Origin of the sequence: Sphingopyxis soli (assembly GCF_018682675.1) — a bacterium.
Classification (GTDB): Bacteria; Pseudomonadota; Alphaproteobacteria; order Sphingomonadales; family Sphingomonadaceae; genus Sphingopyxis; species Sphingopyxis soli.
Genome location: NZ_JAFMTR010000100.1, coordinates 1 through 16,952, shown reverse-complemented (window position 1 = coordinate 16,952; position 16,952 = coordinate 1). Strand labels below are relative to the sequence as shown.

At 66.5% G+C, this 16,952-nt stretch carries 17 protein-coding genes; 8 read left to right on the top strand and 9 right to left on the bottom strand.

What is annotated here, in order from left to right; genetic code table 11:
• Nucleotides 1–6: 6 nt before the first annotated feature.
• Nucleotides 7–1,377: a L,D-transpeptidase family protein gene (locus J1N50_RS15050; protein WP_215355140.1), complete on the top strand. Its 1,371-nt coding sequence runs from the start codon at nucleotides 7–9 to the stop codon at nucleotides 1,375–1,377.
• A gap of 41 nt (nucleotides 1,378–1,418) precedes the next feature.
• On the opposite strand, the gene J1N50_RS15045 is transcribed toward J1N50_RS15050, so the two are convergent.
• Complete coding sequence (locus J1N50_RS15045) at nucleotides 1,419–2,147, bottom strand: murein L,D-transpeptidase catalytic domain family protein (RefSeq protein WP_246553583.1); 729 nt, start codon at nucleotides 2,145–2,147, stop codon at nucleotides 1,419–1,421.
• Between the two features lie 197 nt (nucleotides 2,148–2,344).
• Between J1N50_RS15045 and J1N50_RS15040 the strand changes: the two genes are divergently transcribed.
• Nucleotides 2,345–2,689, top strand: coding sequence for an arsenate reductase family protein (locus J1N50_RS15040; protein WP_215355138.1), 345 nt, complete (start codon nucleotides 2,345–2,347; stop codon nucleotides 2,687–2,689).
• Nucleotides 2,690–2,788: 99 nt separating this feature from the next.
• On the opposite strand, the gene rplA is transcribed toward J1N50_RS15040, so the two are convergent.
• From rplA to J1N50_RS15005, 7 genes are all read right to left on the bottom strand, one after another.
• Entirely contained in the window at nucleotides 2,789–3,487 is a 699-nt protein-coding gene (gene rplA / locus J1N50_RS15035; RefSeq protein ID WP_215355136.1) for a 50S ribosomal protein L1, read from the bottom strand.
• Between the two features lie 4 nt (nucleotides 3,488–3,491).
• Nucleotides 3,492–3,923: a 50S ribosomal protein L11 gene (rplK, locus tag J1N50_RS15030; protein ID WP_215355133.1), complete on the bottom strand. Its 432-nt coding sequence runs from the start codon at nucleotides 3,921–3,923 to the stop codon at nucleotides 3,492–3,494.
• A gap of 155 nt (nucleotides 3,924–4,078) precedes the next feature.
• Nucleotides 4,079–5,005 carry an acyl-CoA thioesterase gene (locus tag J1N50_RS15025; RefSeq protein WP_215355131.1) on the bottom strand — a complete coding sequence of 309 codons (927 nt, stop codon included), beginning with the start codon at nucleotides 5,003–5,005 and terminating at the stop codon, nucleotides 4,079–4,081.
• Nucleotides 5,006–5,045: 40 nt separating this feature from the next.
• Nucleotides 5,046–5,582, bottom strand: a complete 537-nt coding sequence (gene nusG / locus J1N50_RS15020) for a transcription termination/antitermination protein NusG (protein ID WP_058816917.1) — start codon at nucleotides 5,580–5,582, stop codon at nucleotides 5,046–5,048.
• Between the two features lie 31 nt (nucleotides 5,583–5,613).
• The gene (gene secE / locus J1N50_RS15015) at nucleotides 5,614–5,811 is read right to left on the bottom strand and encodes a preprotein translocase subunit SecE (protein WP_058454700.1); all 198 of its coding nucleotides are present in this window, start codon (nucleotides 5,809–5,811) and stop codon (nucleotides 5,614–5,616) included.
• Nucleotides 5,812–6,016: 205 nt separating this feature from the next.
• Nucleotides 6,017–6,337: a DMT family transporter gene (locus J1N50_RS15010; protein ID WP_215355128.1), complete on the bottom strand. Its 321-nt coding sequence runs from the start codon at nucleotides 6,335–6,337 to the stop codon at nucleotides 6,017–6,019.
• Between the two features lie 392 nt (nucleotides 6,338–6,729).
• Nucleotides 6,730–7,683: a retroviral-like aspartic protease family protein gene (locus J1N50_RS15005; protein WP_215355125.1), complete on the bottom strand. Its 954-nt coding sequence runs from the start codon at nucleotides 7,681–7,683 to the stop codon at nucleotides 6,730–6,732.
• A 204-nt stretch (nucleotides 7,684–7,887) separates the two neighbouring features.
• Between J1N50_RS15005 and J1N50_RS15000 the strand changes: the two genes are divergently transcribed.
• Both J1N50_RS15000 and J1N50_RS14995 read left to right on the top strand, forming a co-directional pair.
• Nucleotides 7,888–8,982 (top strand): sensor histidine kinase, encoded by a 1,095-nt coding sequence (locus J1N50_RS15000; protein WP_215355123.1) that lies wholly within the window; start codon nucleotides 7,888–7,890, stop codon nucleotides 8,980–8,982.
• Nucleotides 8,979–9,725 carry a LytR/AlgR family response regulator transcription factor gene (locus J1N50_RS14995; RefSeq protein ID WP_343227896.1) on the top strand — a complete coding sequence of 249 codons (747 nt, stop codon included), beginning with the start codon at nucleotides 8,979–8,981 and terminating at the stop codon, nucleotides 9,723–9,725. Before J1N50_RS15000 ends, J1N50_RS14995 begins: the two co-directional genes overlap by 4 nt.
• Nucleotides 9,726–9,776: 51 nt before the next feature.
• Here the strand turns inward: J1N50_RS14995 and J1N50_RS14990 are convergent, their stop codons facing one another.
• Entirely contained in the window at nucleotides 9,777–12,440 is a 2,664-nt protein-coding gene (locus tag J1N50_RS14990) for a sensor histidine kinase (RefSeq protein WP_215355121.1), read from the bottom strand.
• Between the two features lie 258 nt (nucleotides 12,441–12,698).
• On the opposite strand from J1N50_RS14990, the gene kdpF reads away from it, so the two are divergent.
• From kdpF to J1N50_RS14970, 4 genes are all read left to right on the top strand, one after another.
• Nucleotides 12,699–12,788, top strand: coding sequence for a K(+)-transporting ATPase subunit F (gene kdpF, locus J1N50_RS14985; protein ID WP_215355119.1), 90 nt, complete (start codon nucleotides 12,699–12,701; stop codon nucleotides 12,786–12,788).
• Nucleotides 12,789–12,801: 13 nt separating this feature from the next.
• Nucleotides 12,802–14,505: a potassium-transporting ATPase subunit KdpA gene (gene kdpA, locus J1N50_RS14980; RefSeq protein ID WP_215355116.1), complete on the top strand. Its 1,704-nt coding sequence runs from the start codon at nucleotides 12,802–12,804 to the stop codon at nucleotides 14,503–14,505.
• A gap of 12 nt (nucleotides 14,506–14,517) precedes the next feature.
• Nucleotides 14,518–16,548, top strand: coding sequence for a potassium-transporting ATPase subunit KdpB (gene kdpB, locus J1N50_RS14975; protein ID WP_215355113.1), 2,031 nt, complete (start codon nucleotides 14,518–14,520; stop codon nucleotides 16,546–16,548).
• A 10-nt stretch (nucleotides 16,549–16,558) separates the two neighbouring features.
• A partial coding sequence (locus tag J1N50_RS14970; protein ID WP_215355111.1) for a potassium-transporting ATPase subunit C occupies nucleotides 16,559–16,952 on the top strand: 394 nt, incomplete at its 3' end.

Here is a 16,952-nt window from a genome sequence, read left to right as displayed (position 1 = left end):
TTGACCATGGCTGAAAATTCCCCCTTGTCGCTGCGCCGGTCGGCCGCGCTGATCCTTCCCCTGACCCTTCTTGCCGCGCCGGTTTTCGCGCAGACCGGCGTCAAGGAGGATTCGGTCGTCCTGCAGCCCGACAAGGTCACCGATGACGCGCCGGTCGTCGAAACCGTGTCCGAAGCCAATCTGCCGAGTTGGTCCGAAGCCAATGCGACCGAGCTTTTAAGCTTCATCGAAAAGGTCGGCAGCGAGGGACTGTTCCTGCAGGACTATAATCCGGACGGCCTCGCGCAGGCGATCCTCGCGAAGAACCAGATCCAGCTCGACAAGGTCGCGACCGACAGCTTCCTGCTGCTCGCGACGCACCTGCGCGACGGCCGCACGCCCAATGCCGCGCGCAAACAGTGGTTCATGACCGACAGCGACGCGCAAACCACGCCGCTGATCCCGCTGCTGACCTCGGCGCTCACTTCGAACTCGGTGTCGCGCTCGCTTGCGGGCCTCGACCCGGCGCATCCCAATTTCGCGGTCCTGAAGGCGGCGCTCAAGAGTGCGAAATCGCCTGCGGACGCCAATGCGATCCGCGTCAACATGGAACGCTGGCGCTGGATGCCGCGCGACCTCGGCGACCGTTACGTCGTCAGCAACGTACCGGAATATCTGACCCGCGTTGTCCATGGCGGCACGATCATCGCGACGCACAAGGCCGTCGTCGGCAAACCGGCGACGCCGACGCCGCAGCTCAACCCGATGGCGACGGGGATCATCGTCAACCCGACGTGGACGCTGCCGAAGAGCATCATCGCCGAGGGCATCGGCGCGACGATTGCGCGGAGCCCCGCAACGGCGCGCGCGCAGGGTTATATCTGGACAGGGAGCGGCAAGAACTTGTCGGTCGTGCAACAGCCCGGCGCCAACAATGCGCTGGGCGTGATGAAGATGGAAATGCTCAATCCGCACGCCATCTATCTGCACGACACGCCGTCGAAGGGCGCCTTCGCTTCCGCCGCGCGCGCGTTTAGCCACGGGTGCATCCGCACCGAACGCGCGCTGCATTTCTCGGGATTGATGGCGGTCTATTTCGCCGGCAAGAGCCCCGAGGAGTTCGGCGAGGCGATCGCGAGCGGCAAGACGACGAAGTTCAGCTTCGACAATCCCTTTCCCGTCTATGTCGCCTATTGGACCGTGGTCCCGAACGCGGCGGGAAACGGCATCGCCAAGCTGGCCGACATCTATGGCCGCGACGCGCCGGTGGTGACAAGTTTCGCCAAGCCGGGCCGCGCCGCCGCGGTGCTGATCTCACCCAACCCGCCCGAAGTGGTCCCGACCGCGCCGATGACGACCACGCAGGTGAACAAGCCCGGCAACGGCGGGATTTACTGACGGTACTGTTCCCGTCGCTGCAAAGACAGGGACGGAATTGGTCAATCGGCGGTTTTGGGAATCGTCCCGCTGCTCGCGCCGGTGCGAATGAGCTTGTCCTCGCCCGGCAGCGGCTCGCGCGGCATTTCGAACGCCGGCGCCGGCGGCGGCACGCTCAGCTTGTCGGCGAACAGCAGGCGGCCGGGGCCGAGTTTGTATAGCACCTCGGGCAACAGATCCTCGCCGAACACGAAACAGCCCTCGCTGCGCCCCAGCTTTCCCTGCGTCGCAATGAGCGACGGGTCGGCGTACCAGGCGCCGTGAATGACGATCGCGCGCATGTCGGCGTTGCTGTTGTCGGGCTCCAGCCCGGCGAGCCGCATCGACGATCCGTTGGCGCCCCAATAATAGTCGCTGGTGCGATAGGCGCCGCGCGACGAGGCCAGGCTGCCCGGCGCGTTCGAGAAGCGCTTGAGCCAGCCATCGTGCTGCGGGTCCGAACCGCGGCCGTGGGTGACCGGGAACATCTCGACCCTGCCCTTCACCACGTCGACGAGCGCGAAGCGCGGCCGCGACGACGGTAGGCCGAAATCGACGATGCCGACACGGTCGGTCTGCGGAATGGCGCGCGATTGCAGCGCGAGCTGCTTCTTCGCTACGGCGAGATAGTCGACCGGCGCCTGAACCGGCACCGGCGGAGGCGGCTGCACCGGCTGGGTGAGCCAGTCGGGCAACTGCGCGGCGCGCGCCGACGTCGCGGCGAGCGCGCCTGCACCCGCCATTGCCAGCATTGCCCTGCGATCGATCAACTCATTCACTTGAACCACAACCCCGCATTGGCCGCCTATTGGCGGTCCCTCGATCCTGCATAGATCGGGTTCCCGGCGGCAAAGGCAAGACGGTCGAGCCTCTTCATGCGGGAAAATGTGCCATAATCGCCATGAATAGCCGGTTTACGCTCCGTTACACTCTCGTTAGGAAGCGCCGCATGAAAGCGACCATCTGGCACAACCCCGCCTGCGGCACCTCGCGCAAGACGCTGGCGATTCTGGAAGAGACCCCCGGTATCGAGGTCGAGATCGTCCAATATCTGAAGACACCCTACACCGCCGACAAGCTGCGCCAGCTGTTCCGGGACGCGGGCATCACGGCACGCGAGGCGCTGCGCCTGCGCGGCACCGACGCCGAGGAACGCGGGCTAGGCGACGCGGGCGAGGATGCGATCATCGCGGCGATGGTCGAAAATCCCGCCTATGTGAACCGCCCGTTCGTCGAGACCGACAAGGGCGTTCGCTTTTGCCGCCCGCAAGATCTGGTCCGCGAGATTCTCTGACGATTCCCCCGGGCGACCGGCATCGCCCCGAAACGGCAACGTCCATGAGAAAAGGGCCGGGGTTTCCCCCGGCCCTTCGCCGTATCCTGAGCGCTTCGATCAGGCGCCGGTCACGTCGGCCGTATCGACCTTGATGCCGGGGCCCATCGACGACGACAGCGCGATCTTGCGGACATATTTGCCCTTCGCGCCGGCCGGCTTGGCCTTGACGATCGCATCGACGAAGGCGTCGAAGTTCTGGCGAAGCTTTTCCTCGCCGAACGACAGCTTGCCGATGCCGGCGTGGATGATGCCGACCTTTTCGACGCGGAATTCGATCTGGCCGCCCTTGGCCGCCTTGACCGCTTCGGCGACGTTCGGGGTGACGGTGCCGAGCTTGGGATTCGGCATCAGGCCCTTCGGCCCCAGCGTCTTGCCGAGACGGCCGACGATGCCCATCATGTCCGGCGTCGCGATGACGCGGCCATAGTCGAGGTTGCCCGCGAGCATGTCTTCCATCAGGTCTTCGGCACCGACCTTGTCGGCGCCGGCGGCCAGCGCCTTTTCGGCGTTGTCGCCGCGTGCGAACACGGCAACCTTGACGTCCTTGCCGGTGCCGGCGGGCAGCGTGACGACGCCGCGGACCATCTGGTCGGCGTGACGCGGATCGACGCCCAGGTTCATCGCGATTTCCAGCGTTTCGTCGAACTTGGCCGAGGCCAGCTCGCGCACCGTCTTGATCGCTTCGTCGACGCCGTGCAGCTTCAGCGTATCGACCTTGCCCTCGAGGGCCTTCTGCTTCTTGGTCAGCTTAGCCATGGGTTCAGCCCTCCGTCACTTCGAGGCCCATCGAGCGGGCGCTGCCTTCGATGATCTTCGTCGCCTGTTCGAGGTCGTTCGCGTTGAGATCCTTCATCTTGATCTCGGCGATTTCGGTCAGCTTCGAACGGGCGATCTTGCCGCCGCTGATCTTGCCGGGTTCCTTCGAGCCCGACTTCAGGTTCGCGGCCTTCTTGATCAGGTAAGTCGCCGGCGGCGTCTTGGTGACGAACGAGAAGCTCTTGTCGGCATAGACGGTGATGATCGTCGGGGTCGGCTGACCCTTTTCGAGGCCGTCGGTCGCGGCGTTGAACGCCTTGCAGAATTCCATGATGTTCACGCCGCGCTGACCGAGCGCCGGCCCGAGCGGCGGCGAGGGGTTGGCGGTGCCGGCGGGCACCTGCAGCTTGATGTAGCCGCTAATCTTCTTGGCCATGACGGCCTCCTTTCTTTCTGTCGCCCCCGACCGGAATCCGGGGCTCAAAATAAGCGGTCAAGCAGAAGGGCATCACCCCTTCCTCCCGCGCGGAATCACGCCCTTATCTGACGCGAAGCGGCGCCCATAAGCGCAAACGCCGCCAAAAACAAGCGTTATGCGGGCGGAACGAGACGGATCAGTCCTTCCTGAACCGCCGAGGCGATCAGGGTGCCGTCCTGACGATAGATGAGCCCCCGGTTGATCCCGCGGCCGCCGCCGCCCCAGTCGCTGTCCATGACATAGACAAACCATTCGTCGACGCGGATGTCGTCGTGGAACCACATCGCATGATCGAGGCTGGTCGAAAACAGCCCCGGCTGCGTCCAGGTCAGCCCGTGCGGCACCATGGCCGACGAGAGCAGACCCATGTCCGATGCGTAAGCGAGCAGTGCGCGATGCGTCAGCGGGTCGTCGCCGACCGGCGCCGCGATGCGAAACCATTCATAATGCATCGTCGAGGGCGCACCCGCGGGCGGGCGATAACTGCGCACCTCGAACGGGTGGTTGGTCGCCATCTGTTCGAGCCGGGCGTCGTCGATCAGCGGATCCGCGGCGATCACATCGCCGAAATCGCGACAGGCCTCCGGCGGTAGCAGATCGGGCATCGGCGCCTGGTGCGACAGCCCCTGCTCGGGCGCCTGGAAGGATGCGGTGAGGTTGAAGATCACCTTGCCATCCTGGCGCACAACGACGCGGCGGTTCGCGAAACTGCGTCCGTCGAAATCGCGGTGGACGCGAAAATGGAGCGGCTTCGCCTCGTCGCCCCCGCGCAGGAAATAGGCATGGAGCGAATGCACGCCCTTCCCCGCATCGACCGTTCGCGCCGCGGCGACCATCGCCTGCGCGATCACCTGTCCGCCAAAGATCCGCTGGCGCATAGGCTTGGTGAAGGCGGGGAAGGTAAATTCGTCTGGCTCTTCAGCGACGTCGAGGTCGAAGAGCTTGGTTACGCGGCGGACGACGCGCTCCCGGTCGACCGCGGCGTGGATAGCGCGCGCGCGATCGGCGCGAGCCTGAATCTCTGAGGGAGTCAGACTCATGCGATCGTCCAATCTTTTCGGAGAGCGAAGGCCGGAGCCATCACTTCATGCGTTCGACCTGCTCGAAATCGAGCTCGACGGGGGTGGCGCGGCCGAAGATCGACACGCTGACCTTGACGCGCGCCTTGTCGAAATCGAGTTCCTCGACGACGCCGTTGAAGCTCGCGAACGGACCTTCGAGCACCTTGACCTGATCGCCGATCTCGTAATCGACGCGGATTTCGGTCTTCGGACGCGCCGCGGCCTCTTCCTTGCTGTTGAGGATGCGCGCGGCCTCGGCCTCGCTGATCGCCTGCGGCTTGCCCATCGAACCCAAGAAGCCGGTTACCTTCGGCGTGTTCTTGACAAGGTGATAGACGTCGTCGGTCATCGTCAGCTTGGCAAGAACATAGCCGGGGAAGAATTTCCGCTCGGCCTGCACCTTTTTGCCGCGCTTGACCTCGGTGACCGTTTCGACGGGCACCTCGACCGCCTCGACGAGCTGGGTCAGCCCCATGCGTTCGGCTTCGGCGATCACCGAATCGCGAACCTTGTTCTCGAAGCCCGAATAGGCGTGAATGATGTACCAGCGCGCCATTATGGTTGTTCCTTAATCCCTGGATTCGCGCTTAGCGCGCGAGCGACGTCAGCCAGCCGACGATCAGCTTGAATACCGAATCGACGCCGAAGAAGAAGAGCGACAGGATCGTCGTCATGATCAGCACCATGATCGTCGTCTGCACCGTCTCGCGGCTCGTCGGCCACACGATCTTCGTGGCTTCGGTTTTCACCTGGTTGACGAATTCGCCAATCTTGGGCCTCGCCATATCGATCGTCCTGTCCTTCATGCGTCAATGTTCCGGGCCAGATGGGTTGCCGCTCCCCGCACGTCAACCGTGCTTCGGGCAATAGTCCGCCCACCCTCCCCGAGCATGTCGGCGAAAGGCGGAAGGAAAACGGCGCATCTGTCCGAATGAAGCGCCTTTAGCCGCGCGTCCGGACGATGGCAAGCGATAGCGGCAGATCGCCGCGTCACGCTGGCGTGGCAATTTTCATCAACACCAGTCCGGCGACGATCAGCAGCGCCGCGACGATGCGCATCGCACTCGCGGCCTCGCCCAGCATCGCGATTCCGACCAGAAACGCCCCGACCGCACCGATCCCGGTCCAGATGGTGTAGGCGGTACCCAGCGGCAGCGATTTCATCGACAGCGAAAGCAGCGCGAAACTCGCGATCATCGCTGTGATGGTGACGATCGTCGGACCGGGACGCGTGAAGCCGTCCGACTGTTTCATGGCAAAGGCCCACACGACCTCGAACAGCCCGGCGATGACAAGATAAACCCACGGCATGGGCAGCCTCCTTCGAAAAGACTGCCGGGCCGTCCCGGACCTGATACCCGCCGTGGGCGGGCGGGGACGTGGCCCCTTTGGCGAACCGGCGGGAGCCCGTCGGCGCCCCCCCCATATAGCGACCGGCGACCGGATTGCACGATGTCCGCACGATCGCCGAACCAACGGCGCCTCCGCTTCGTCTCCCAAACACCCCGGCAGGGTGATGAATTGTCGCCGCATCTTTTGCTACGCGCGTCGCCGTCGGGCATTTTTCTGCACGCGAACGAGCCTCTATCCCGTGGCCGTATCCGCCTCCGCCACATCCGACCGACGCTTCGCCGCCGCGACCTGTTTCCTGCAGGCGATCGACCGCTTTCAGCAGATTGTCGACGGGTCGGCCGACCGCGTCCTCACGGGATCCGCGCTGCCGGCGGCGAGACATGCAGGCGGAGCCCCGGATGATCGATGACGAAGCGCCGGTCGGCGAACATGTCGATGCCCAGGATCACCGCGGGCTGCTCGGCCTCGAAGCCGAGCACCTTGAACACCGGCAGGTCGGCGATGCGGATGTCGCGATCGCGCATTTCGGCGGTATCGATCGACAGGCGAGCGAGTTTCGCCTTGACGCTCGGCGTCGCGTGGCTGGTCGCCCCCCGGACGTCGGTTCCCTTGACCAGTCCCGGCGCATCGGGCGTCAGGCCGATCGCCTTCGCGGCCGCCCAGTTGATGATGGTCCCGCGCGCGCCGGTATCGAGCACCGCCGGAACCTCGACGCCGTTCAGACGGATCGTCAGCCGCGGCGCACGTTCGTCGTCGAGCGTGAAGGGAACCGATGCGGTTAGTCCGCGCAGCATCGCCGCGTCGGCGGATCGCGCCATGCGCCAGCGACGCTCCGGGATGTCCAGTTCGACCGCGAAGTCGGCGATGATGTCGGCGCCCAAAATGCCGTCGACGCCAAGGCCGTCGACCGGCCCCGGCGGCAGCACGAGCGCTTCGAGCGAGCGAAAGCCGAAACCGGCTACCTCCAGCAGACCCACCGTCGCGGTCTCGACCTCCGACCGCCCCGCCGCGCCCTCGAGCGGCTCGTCGGACGGCTTGACCACGAGCCCCGCCATCGCCGCGCGAAGTTTCGGCAGGATCGTGGTCTCGCTTGCCGCGGTGTCGATGACGAAACGCCTCGACGCCGATCCGTCGACCGCGACCCGAACCACCGGATGGCCCGACGGCAGCATCTCGAGCGGCTGGAAAGCAGCGGCTGCGGGCGGCGCAGCGGCAGGTTCGGACGCGTTGGTGCGCCCTTCGGCGACGATCAGGGTGCCGAGCAGCCCGAGAGCGATCAGCCCGGTGCGGTAACGATTTGCCACAGTCTGTCTCCTGGCGGCGGAATGCCGCGAATGGAAGCCGGCTATCGGGCCCGGCATATCGGCTCCATCCTTCTGCTACGAACCCGGATCGCGGGTCGCCCGACCCGATTTCGTGCGACGAAGACCGACGCCGGCGCGACGGGGAAGGACGCCCGCGGCGCAGGCTTCCCTTATGCTTGGCGCGCATTACACAAAGGAATCGCAATGCCGCTGAGACCCGAACATCGCCAGACCATCGCATTGGTCATTGCGACCTGGACGCTGTCCGGGGTGCTGTACCTGATTCCCTATCATGTTTTCAGCGGCGCCAGCCTGTATGTCACCGTGTCGGTGATCAACATCTGCGTGATGGGCGTCCTGCTTTCGGGCGGCGTCTATTGGGCGGTACGCAGGACGCGCCGCGGCAATATGGTCGTCCGGCTGGCCGCGATGGGCACTGCGGTCATCCTGGCGTCGGCGACCCTCGCGCTGATTGACGCCGCGACCGGCGAATGGATCGGACGGCTCGTCGTATCCAGCCAGAAGATCGCCCCCTTTGCCTTGCGCGCGACGAACAACTTCATCGCCCTCGTCTGGCAATTCGCGCTGCTCGGCGCGGCGTTCACCGTGATCGAAGCGAACAAGCTTGCGCGCGAGCGCGAACTCGAACTCGCCGCCGCGCGCGAGGCGGCCAGCCGCGCCGAAGCGGCGGCAAGCGCCGCCAGCCTCGCCGCGCTGCGCTATCAGCTCAACCCCCATTTCCTGTTCAACACGCTCAACGCCATCTCGTCGCTGATCGTCACGCGCGATTATCGTGCGGCCGACGCAATGCTCGCCAAGCTGTCCGAATTCCTGCGCGCGACCCTGTCGTCAGAGCCCGACGCGCGGCTGCCGCTCGAGGACGAACTGGCGACCCTGCAGCATTATCTGGAGATCGAAAGCGTCCGCTTCGGCGATCGGCTCGCGGTCGAATTCACTTGCCCTCCCGCGCTCAACAGCGCGCTGGTGCCGGGCTTCCTGCTCCAGCCGCTGGTCGAGAATGCCATCAAATATGCGCTGGCGCCTTCGGCCGAGCCCGTGACGATCAAGGTCGAAGCCTCGCGCGACGGCGACGCGCTGGTCATCGCGGTCGAGGACGACGGCGCGGGCCTCGCCCAGGACGCCCGCCCCGGCACCGGGCTCGGGATCGCGAACGTCAGGCAGCGACTCGCCACGCTCTATGGCGCCGCGGGCACGCTCGAGACGCTGAAACGCGACCGCGGCTTCCTTGCGATCGCGCGCCTGCCGCTCGAACGGGGCAACGAGGGAACGGCGGCGTGAGCGTGCTCCGCGTCCTGCTCGTCGACGACGAACCCCTCGCGCTCCGTCGGCTCGAAACGCTGTTCGGCGACATCGACGGCGTCGAGGTCGTCGGCACCGCCGCGACGGGCGAAGAAGCCGAGGCGCGGATCGCCGACCTGCGTCCCGACCTTGTCATGCTCGATATCTCGATGCCGAAAAAAAGCGGCATTCGTGTCGCCGCCGATCTGGTCGTCGACCCCCGCCCCGAGATCGTCTTCGTCACCGCTTTCGAACAATATGCCCCCGACGCCTTCGAGGTCGAGGCGGCCGACTATCTGCTCAAGCCCGTCCGCTTCGACCGGCTGCGCCAGGCGGTCGAGCGCGCACGTCGGCGCCGCGCGATGCGCGATGCAGCCGAGCGGCTGGCGACTGCACCGCCGCGCGAGACGCACGACGAGGCGATCTGGGTCCAGACCGCCAGCGGTAATCTGCGCCTGCCCGTCGCGCAGATCGACTGGGTCGAAGCCGCGCGCGACTATGTGCTGTTTCACACCGCGACGCGCAGCCATATCCACCGCATCTCGATGACCGCGCTCGAACAGCTCTTCGATCCGGAGCAATTGATGCGCGTCCACCGCTCGACCTTCATCCGCCCCGTGCTGGTGAAGGCGGTCCAGCGGCTCGGCAAGGGGCTGATCGCGCTCGAGATGGAGGACGGCGCGGTGGTGCAGGTCGGCCCGACCTATGTCAAAGCGGTGCTCGAACGGCTGGGCTTGCCTTGACCCATCTTCGGATTTGATGCGTCCTTGCTCGCCCGGTCATCCGGCAAAGGGTCAAGCAGGATCGACGGCGCCGGCAATCAAGGCCTCCGGGAAGGTCAGCGTAAACGCGGCGCCCCCGTCGGGATGATTGGCAGCCGCGATGTCGAGGTCCAGCGCGTCGGCGAACCCCTTTGCGATGGCGAGGCCAAGACCGCTGCCGCCGTGGCGGTCGCCGCCCTTTCCCTGAGCAAAGGTCTCGAAAATCGTCCGCTCGGTGCCGGGTTCGAGCCCGTCGCCATGATCGCGGACGGTCAGCGTGACGCTGTCGTGCGTCCGCCGCCCGATGATTGCGATCGGCCCCGCGTTGCCGCCATGCTGGATCGCATTGGCGAGCAGGTTCAGGATTATGTGGTGGAGCAATCGGGGATCGGCGCGAACGAGCGGCAGGCCCGCGGGTACCTGAAAGTCTATGTGATGGCCGCGAAGCATGGCCTTGAGGTCGTGGACTGCGCCCGCGACGATATCGGTCAGGTCCACCAGCTCGAGGTTGAGTCTGACCCCGCCGGCATCCAGCCGGACCAGCTCGACGAGATTGTCGAGGAAGCGCCGGAGGCGCGAAACCTCGGCGCGGGCGACCGGCAGCGCTGCTGCATCGGGATGTTCGCCCGCCAGCGCCTCGATCGCGGCGGTGACGCCGGTAAGCGGCGTGCGGAGGTCGTGCCCGATCGACGAGAGCAGCGCGGCGCGCAGCCGGTCGCGCTCTTCGAGCACCGACAGCCCACGCATCTCGTCCTCGAGCCGCAGCCGCTCGTGCGCGAGCGCCGCCTGCCCCACAAGCGTCGCGAGCAGCGCCGCCTTGTCGGCCGAAATCGGGTCGCGATCGTCGTCGCGCGCGATGCCCAGAATGGCGAGGACCCCGAGGCCCGTCTTCAGGGGATGGAATTGCCAGTCCGATGCGAGCAGCGTGTTCGTGCCGCGTCCTGCGGGCTCTCCGCTCGTCCACGACCATTCGGCGGCCGCCTGATCGATCGGCGAGATTTGCGCCCCGGCCGGCCGGGCGACGACCGGCCGCAGGAGACCATCCTGTTCGGTCATCACGACCGCGCGGACGCCGAGCAGGCGTGTCACTTCCTCGCACGTCGCGGTCGCGGTCGTTTCGAGGTCGGAGGCGCGCGCGAGCGTCTGCGCGAAAGATGCGAGCGCGGCATTTTCCAGCGCACTGCGCACCCCGATCTGCGCCCGGGTGCGGAGGCGCCCGGCCAGGTTGGCGGTGACCGCGGCGACGCCGGTGAGCACCAACATCGTCAGCACGCTTTGCGGTTCGGCGATCGTGAAGGTGTGGACGGGGTCGAGGAAGAAGAAGTTGAATGCCAGCGCCGCCGCGACGCTCGCGAAAAGGCCCGGACGAAGGCCGTAAAGCGTCGCGGTGAAGATAACGGGAACGAGATAGATGAGGTCGATCGCGCCGCGCCCGATCACCGGCTCGGCAAATTTGGCGAGGAGCGTCGTGACGGCGACCAGCAACGCCGCGGCGCCATAGGATTCGGGCTTGCCCCAGCCGCGGGTCCACGCCGACCAGCCGCTGTCGATCGCCGCGACTTCGGGCGAGGGAATGACATGAATTGCGAGATCCTGCGATCCGCGGATCAGGCTTTCGACCACCGAGCCGTGACGGATCTCGAACCACCAGCTCCGCTGCGAACGGCCGATGATGAGTTGCGTCGCGCGCTGCGCCTCGATTTGTCCCTTCAGCCCCGCGATCACATTTTCGGCGGGGATCGTCGCGATCGTCGCGCCGAGGGTCGCCGCGAGCGCCAGCGCGGCGGCGACGCGGCGCTGCGCCTCCTCGTCGAAGCTGCGACTGCGCGGCGTTTCGATATGCACCGCCGTCCACGGCGCGTTGAGCCCGTCGGCGAGCCGCTTCGCCGTACGGACGAGCGCGTCGGCGCCCGGCTGTTCGCTGATCGCGACGAGTATGCGCTCGCCCGCTGCGTAGGTCCCCGCGACCCCACCCGCGTCGAGGTCGTGCAGCATCTGCCGGTCGACGCTGAGCGCCGCGCGGCGGAGCGCCATTTCGCGGAGCGCCGACAGGTTCGGCTTCGAGAAGAAATGGCCGAGCGCCCTACTCGCCTCCTGCGGCACATAGACCTTGCCGTCCTTCAGCCGGTCGATCAACTCGTCGGGCGGCAGGTCGACGAGTTTGATCTCGGCTGCCTCGAACACGCTGTCGGGCACGGTTTCGCGCACGCGGACGCGTGTGAAGCTTGCGACGATGTCGTTGAGGCTCTCGACATGCTGGATGTTAAGCGTCGTATAGACGTCGATGCCCGCATTCAGCAGTTCCTCGACATCCTGCCAGCGTTTCGGGTGGCGGCTGCCTTCGACATTAGTGTGGGCATATTCGTCGACGAGCGCGAGCGCCGGGCGGCGGCGGAGCACCGCATCGATGTCCATTTCGGTCAGCCGGTGGCCGCAATATTCGACTTCGCGGCGCGGCACGATCTCCATACCGTCGAGCAGCGCTCCGGTTTCGGCACGCCCGTGCGTCTCGACGACCGCGACGACGACGTCCTCGCCCTCGCGCTTCAGCATCGCGCCTTCGCTCAGCATCGCATAGGTCTTGCCGACCCCTGGCGCAGCGCCGAGGAAAATCTTCAGCTGTCCGCGTTCCTCGCGCTTCGCCTGGCGGAGCAGCGCCTCGGGCGACGGGCGTTTTTCGGACGGCGGCGATGACATGGCCGGGATGTACGCAGCCCCCGCGCCGCGGCCAAGGCGCAACGCGCAAACTTTTATGAAAACTTTATGCGTTTCGCCGAAATCGCCCGCGAAACTTTACGGCGAAGGGGCGTAGCGGCGCCCACATCCTGACCGGCTCCCTTGCGGAGTCCCTTTCGCCGGAGACATCCCATGTCCGATTTATTGTGGCTCGGCCTCACGGCGCTGCTGTTCGCGGCAACGCTCGGCTATGCGCAAATCTGCGACGGAGCCTGATGCATGAGCACGTCGCTTATCCTCGCCGGCGCCACGGCCGCCGCGCTTCTCGTCTATCTTGTGGTCGCCCTGTTGCGGCCCGAACGTTTCTGATCGGAGAGGCCCGATGACTGCCTCCGGCTGGACCCTGATCCTCGTCTTTATCGCCGTCCTCGCCGCGCTGACCAAGCCGATGGGGATGTGGCTGTTCGCGCTCTACGAAGGGCGCTCGACGCCGCTTCACCGCCTGCTCGGTCCCGTCGAGCGCAGCTTCTACAAATTGTCGGGGATCGACCCGCACGAGGAGCAGAGCTGGCGTCGCTACGCGCTCCATATGCTGCTCTTCAATCTCGCGCTGTTGCTCTTCACTTATGCGATCCTGCGGCTGCAAGGCGTGCTGCCCGTCAATCCGCGGGGCTTCGGCGCGGTCGGCGCCGACGGAGCGTTCAACACCGCCGTCAGCTTCACGACCAACACCAATTGGCAATGGTATTCCGGCGAGACCACGCTGTCGAACCTGTCGCAGATGCTGGGCCTGACGATCCACAATTTCCTGTCGGCCGCGACCGGCATCGCGATCGCCTTCGCGCTGTTTCGCGGCTTCGCGCGGCGCGAGATGAAGACGATCGGCAATTTCTGGGCCGATACGACGCGCGTCACCTTGTACCTGCTTCTCCCGATCTGCGTCGTGTATGCGATCTACCTGATCGCAAGCGGCGTGCCGCAGACGCTCGCGGGGTCGGTCGACGCGACCACGCTCGAAGGCATCAAGCAGACGATCGCGCTCGGTCCGGTCGCGAGCCAGGAAGCGATCAAGATGCTCGGCACCAACGGCGGCGGCTTCTTCAACGCGAACAGCGCGCACCCGTTCGAGAATCCGACCGCGCTTACCAACATGGTGCAGATGCTGTCGATCTTCGCGATCGGCTGCGGCCTGACCTGGTGCTTTGGCAAGGCGGTCGGCGACACGCGTCAGGGCTGGGCGATCCTCGCCGCGATGGCGCTGATCTTCATCGCCGGCGTCTCGGTCACCTATTGGCAGGAGGCGGCGGGCAACCCCGCGCTGCACCAGCTCGGCGTCGCCGGCGGCAATATGGAGGGCAAGGAGGTGCGCTTCGGCATCGCACCCTCCTCTCTCTTCGCCGTCATCACCACCGCGGCCTCGTGCGGCGCGGTCAACGCGATGCACGACAGCTTCACCGCCCTCGGCGGCCTGATCCCGCTGCTCAACATGCAGCTCGGCGAAGTCGTTGTCGGCGGCGTCGGCGCCGGCATCTATGGCTTCCTGCTGTTTGCGATCCTCGCGGTGTTCGTCGCAGGGCTGATGGTCGGGCGCACGCCCGAATATGTCGGCAAGAAGATCGAGGCGCGCGAGGTCAAGCTGGCGGTGCTCGCGATCGCGATCCTGCCGCTTGCGATCCTCGGGATGACCGCGCTCGCCAGCGTGTTGCCCGCCGGCCTCGCGGGTCCGCTCAACAAAGGGCCGCACGGCTTTTCGGAGATTCTCTACGCCTTCACCTCCGGCGCCGGGAACAACGGTTCGGCCTTTGCGGGCCTCTCCGCCGGCACGCCCTTTTACAACGGCCTGCTCGGCATCGCGATGTGGCTCGGCCGTTTCTTCGTGATCGTGCCGGTGCTCGCCATCGCGGGCAGCCTCGCCGCCAAGCGCTACACGCCGGCGACGAGCGGCTCCTTTCCCACCACCGGGGGCCTGTGGGTCAGTTTGCTCGTCGGCATCATCCTGATCATGGGCGGCCTCACCTTCCTCCCCAGCCTCGCGCTCGGCCCCATCGCCGATCATCTGTCGATGATCGTCGGCCAGCGCTTCTGACGGATCACCATGATGACCGCACCAACCTCTATGTTCAGCGCCGCCCTCGTCGTCCCGGCGATGCGCGACGCCTTCAGGAAACTCAATCCGCGCGAACTCACGCGCAACCCGGTGATGTTCGTTACCGCCTGCGTCGCGCTGTTGCTGACCGTGCTTCTCGCGCTTGGCGAGCCCGGCCTGTCGCTCGGCTTCGAGATCCAGCTCGTCGTCTGGCTCTGGCTCACCGTGCTCTTCGGCACCTTCGCCGAAGCCCTCGCCGAAGGGCGCGGGCGGGCACAGGCCGCCTCGCTCCGCGCGACCAAGGCCGAACTGAGGGCCAAGCTGATGCTGGGCGTCGGCGACACCTATGAGATCGTCCCCGCGAGCCAGCTCGAAAAGGGCGAGATCGTCCTTGTCGAGACCGGCGACCTGATCCCCGCCGACGGCGAGGTGATCGAAGGCGTGGCTTCGGTCAACGAGGCGGCGATCACCGGCGAGAGCGCGCCGGTGATCCGCGAGGCGGGCGGCGACCGCAGCGCGGTGACTGCCGGCACGCGCGTCATCTCCGACCGGATCAAGGTCCGCGTCACCGCCGAGCCCGGTCAGGGCTTCCTCGACCGCATGATCGCGCTCGTCGAGGGCGCCGAGCGCCGCAAGACGCCGAACGAGATCGCGCTGACGATCCTGCTCGTCGGGCTGACGATCATCTTCCTGATCGCGGTCGCGACGATCCCGGGCTTTACTGCCTATGCAGGCGGCGCCGTCCCGGTCGCGTTGCTCGCTGCGCTGCTGATCACGCTGATCCCGACAACGATCGCTGCCCTGCTCTCGGCCATCGGCATCGCGGGCATGGATCGTCTCGTCCGCTTCAACGTGCTGGCCAAATCGGGCCGCGCGGTCGAGGCGGCGGGCGACGTCGACGTGCTGCTGCTCGACAAGACCGGCACGATCACGATCGGCGACCGCCAGGCGAGCGAGTTCCGCCCGCTCGCCGGGGTCGACATCGACGCGCTCGCCGACGCCGCTTTGCTGTCGAGCCTCGCCGACGAGACGCCCGAGGGGCGCTCGATCGTCGCACTCGCCCGCGAACGCTATGCGGTGCGCGTCGCATCGCTGCCGTCGGGGTCGGAGGTCATCCCCTTCACCGCGCAGACGCGCCTGTCGGGCGTCACCGTCGTGGGAGTCACGATCCAGAAGGGCGCGGTCGACTCGGTTCTCCGCGCGCACCCCGAGGCGGGCAGCGGCGCCGCGGCCGAGGAACTGCGCAGGATCACCGAGGAGATCGCGCGCTCGGGCGGCACGCCGCTTGCGGTGGTCAAGGATGGCCGTCTGCTCGGGGCAGTCCACCTCAAGGACGTCGTCAAGGCGGGCATCCGCAAACGCTTCGGCGAACTGCGCAAGATGGGCATCCGCACCGTGATGATCACCGGCGACAACCCGCTCACCGCCGCGGCGATCGCCGCCGAGGCCGGGGTCGACGACTTCCTCGCGCAGGCGACGCCCGAGGACAAGCTGGCGCTCATCCGCCGCGAACAGGCCGAGGGCCGCCTCGTCGCGATGTGCGGCGACGGCACCAACGACGCCCCCGCGCTCGCGCAGGCCGACGTCGGCGTCGCGATGAACACGGGGACGCAGGCGGCACGCGAGGCGGGCAATATGGTCGACCTCGACAGCGACCCTACCAAGCTGATTGAAGTGGTCGGGCTCGGGAAACAGCTCCTGATGACGCGCGGCGCGCTCACCACCTTCTCGGTCGCGAACGACGTCGCCAAATATTTCGCGATCATTCCCGCGATTTTCGTCGCCGTCTATCCGCAGCTCGGCGTACTCAACGTGATGGGCCTTGCGACGCCGCAAAGCGCGGTGCTGTCGGCGATCATGTTCAACGCGCTGATCATTCCGGCCCTCGTGCCGCTCGCGCTGAAGGGTGTCCGCTACCGTCCGATGGCGGCGGGCCCGCTGCTCGCGCGCAACCTGTCGGTCTTCGGCCTCGGCGGCCTCGCCGCGCCCTTCATCGGGATCAAGCTGATCGACCTCGCCGTCTCCGGCCTCCACCTAGCCTGAGGAGCCCATCATGTACTCCGACCTCAAATCCGCCGCCCGCCCCGCCCTGGTGCTGACCCTGCTCTTCGCGCTGCTGCTCGGCATCGCCTATCCGCTCGCGCTTACCGGCATCGGCCAGGCGCTGTTCCCCGCGCAGGCCAACGGCAGCCTGATCCGCGACCATGGCAAGGTCGTCGGCTCGGCGCTGATCGGCCAGAAGTTCACGGGCGACGCCTATTTTCACGGACGCCCCTCGGCCGCGGGCGCCGACGGCTATGATGCGAAAGCGTCGGGCGGATCGAACCTCGGTCCGGCCGCCAAGGCGCTCGCCGACCGGGTCAGCGCCGACGTCAAAAGCCTCTCCGAAACGGCACCGGGCCGCAGTGTCCCGCCCGACCTGGTGACGGCTTCCGCCTCGGGGCTGG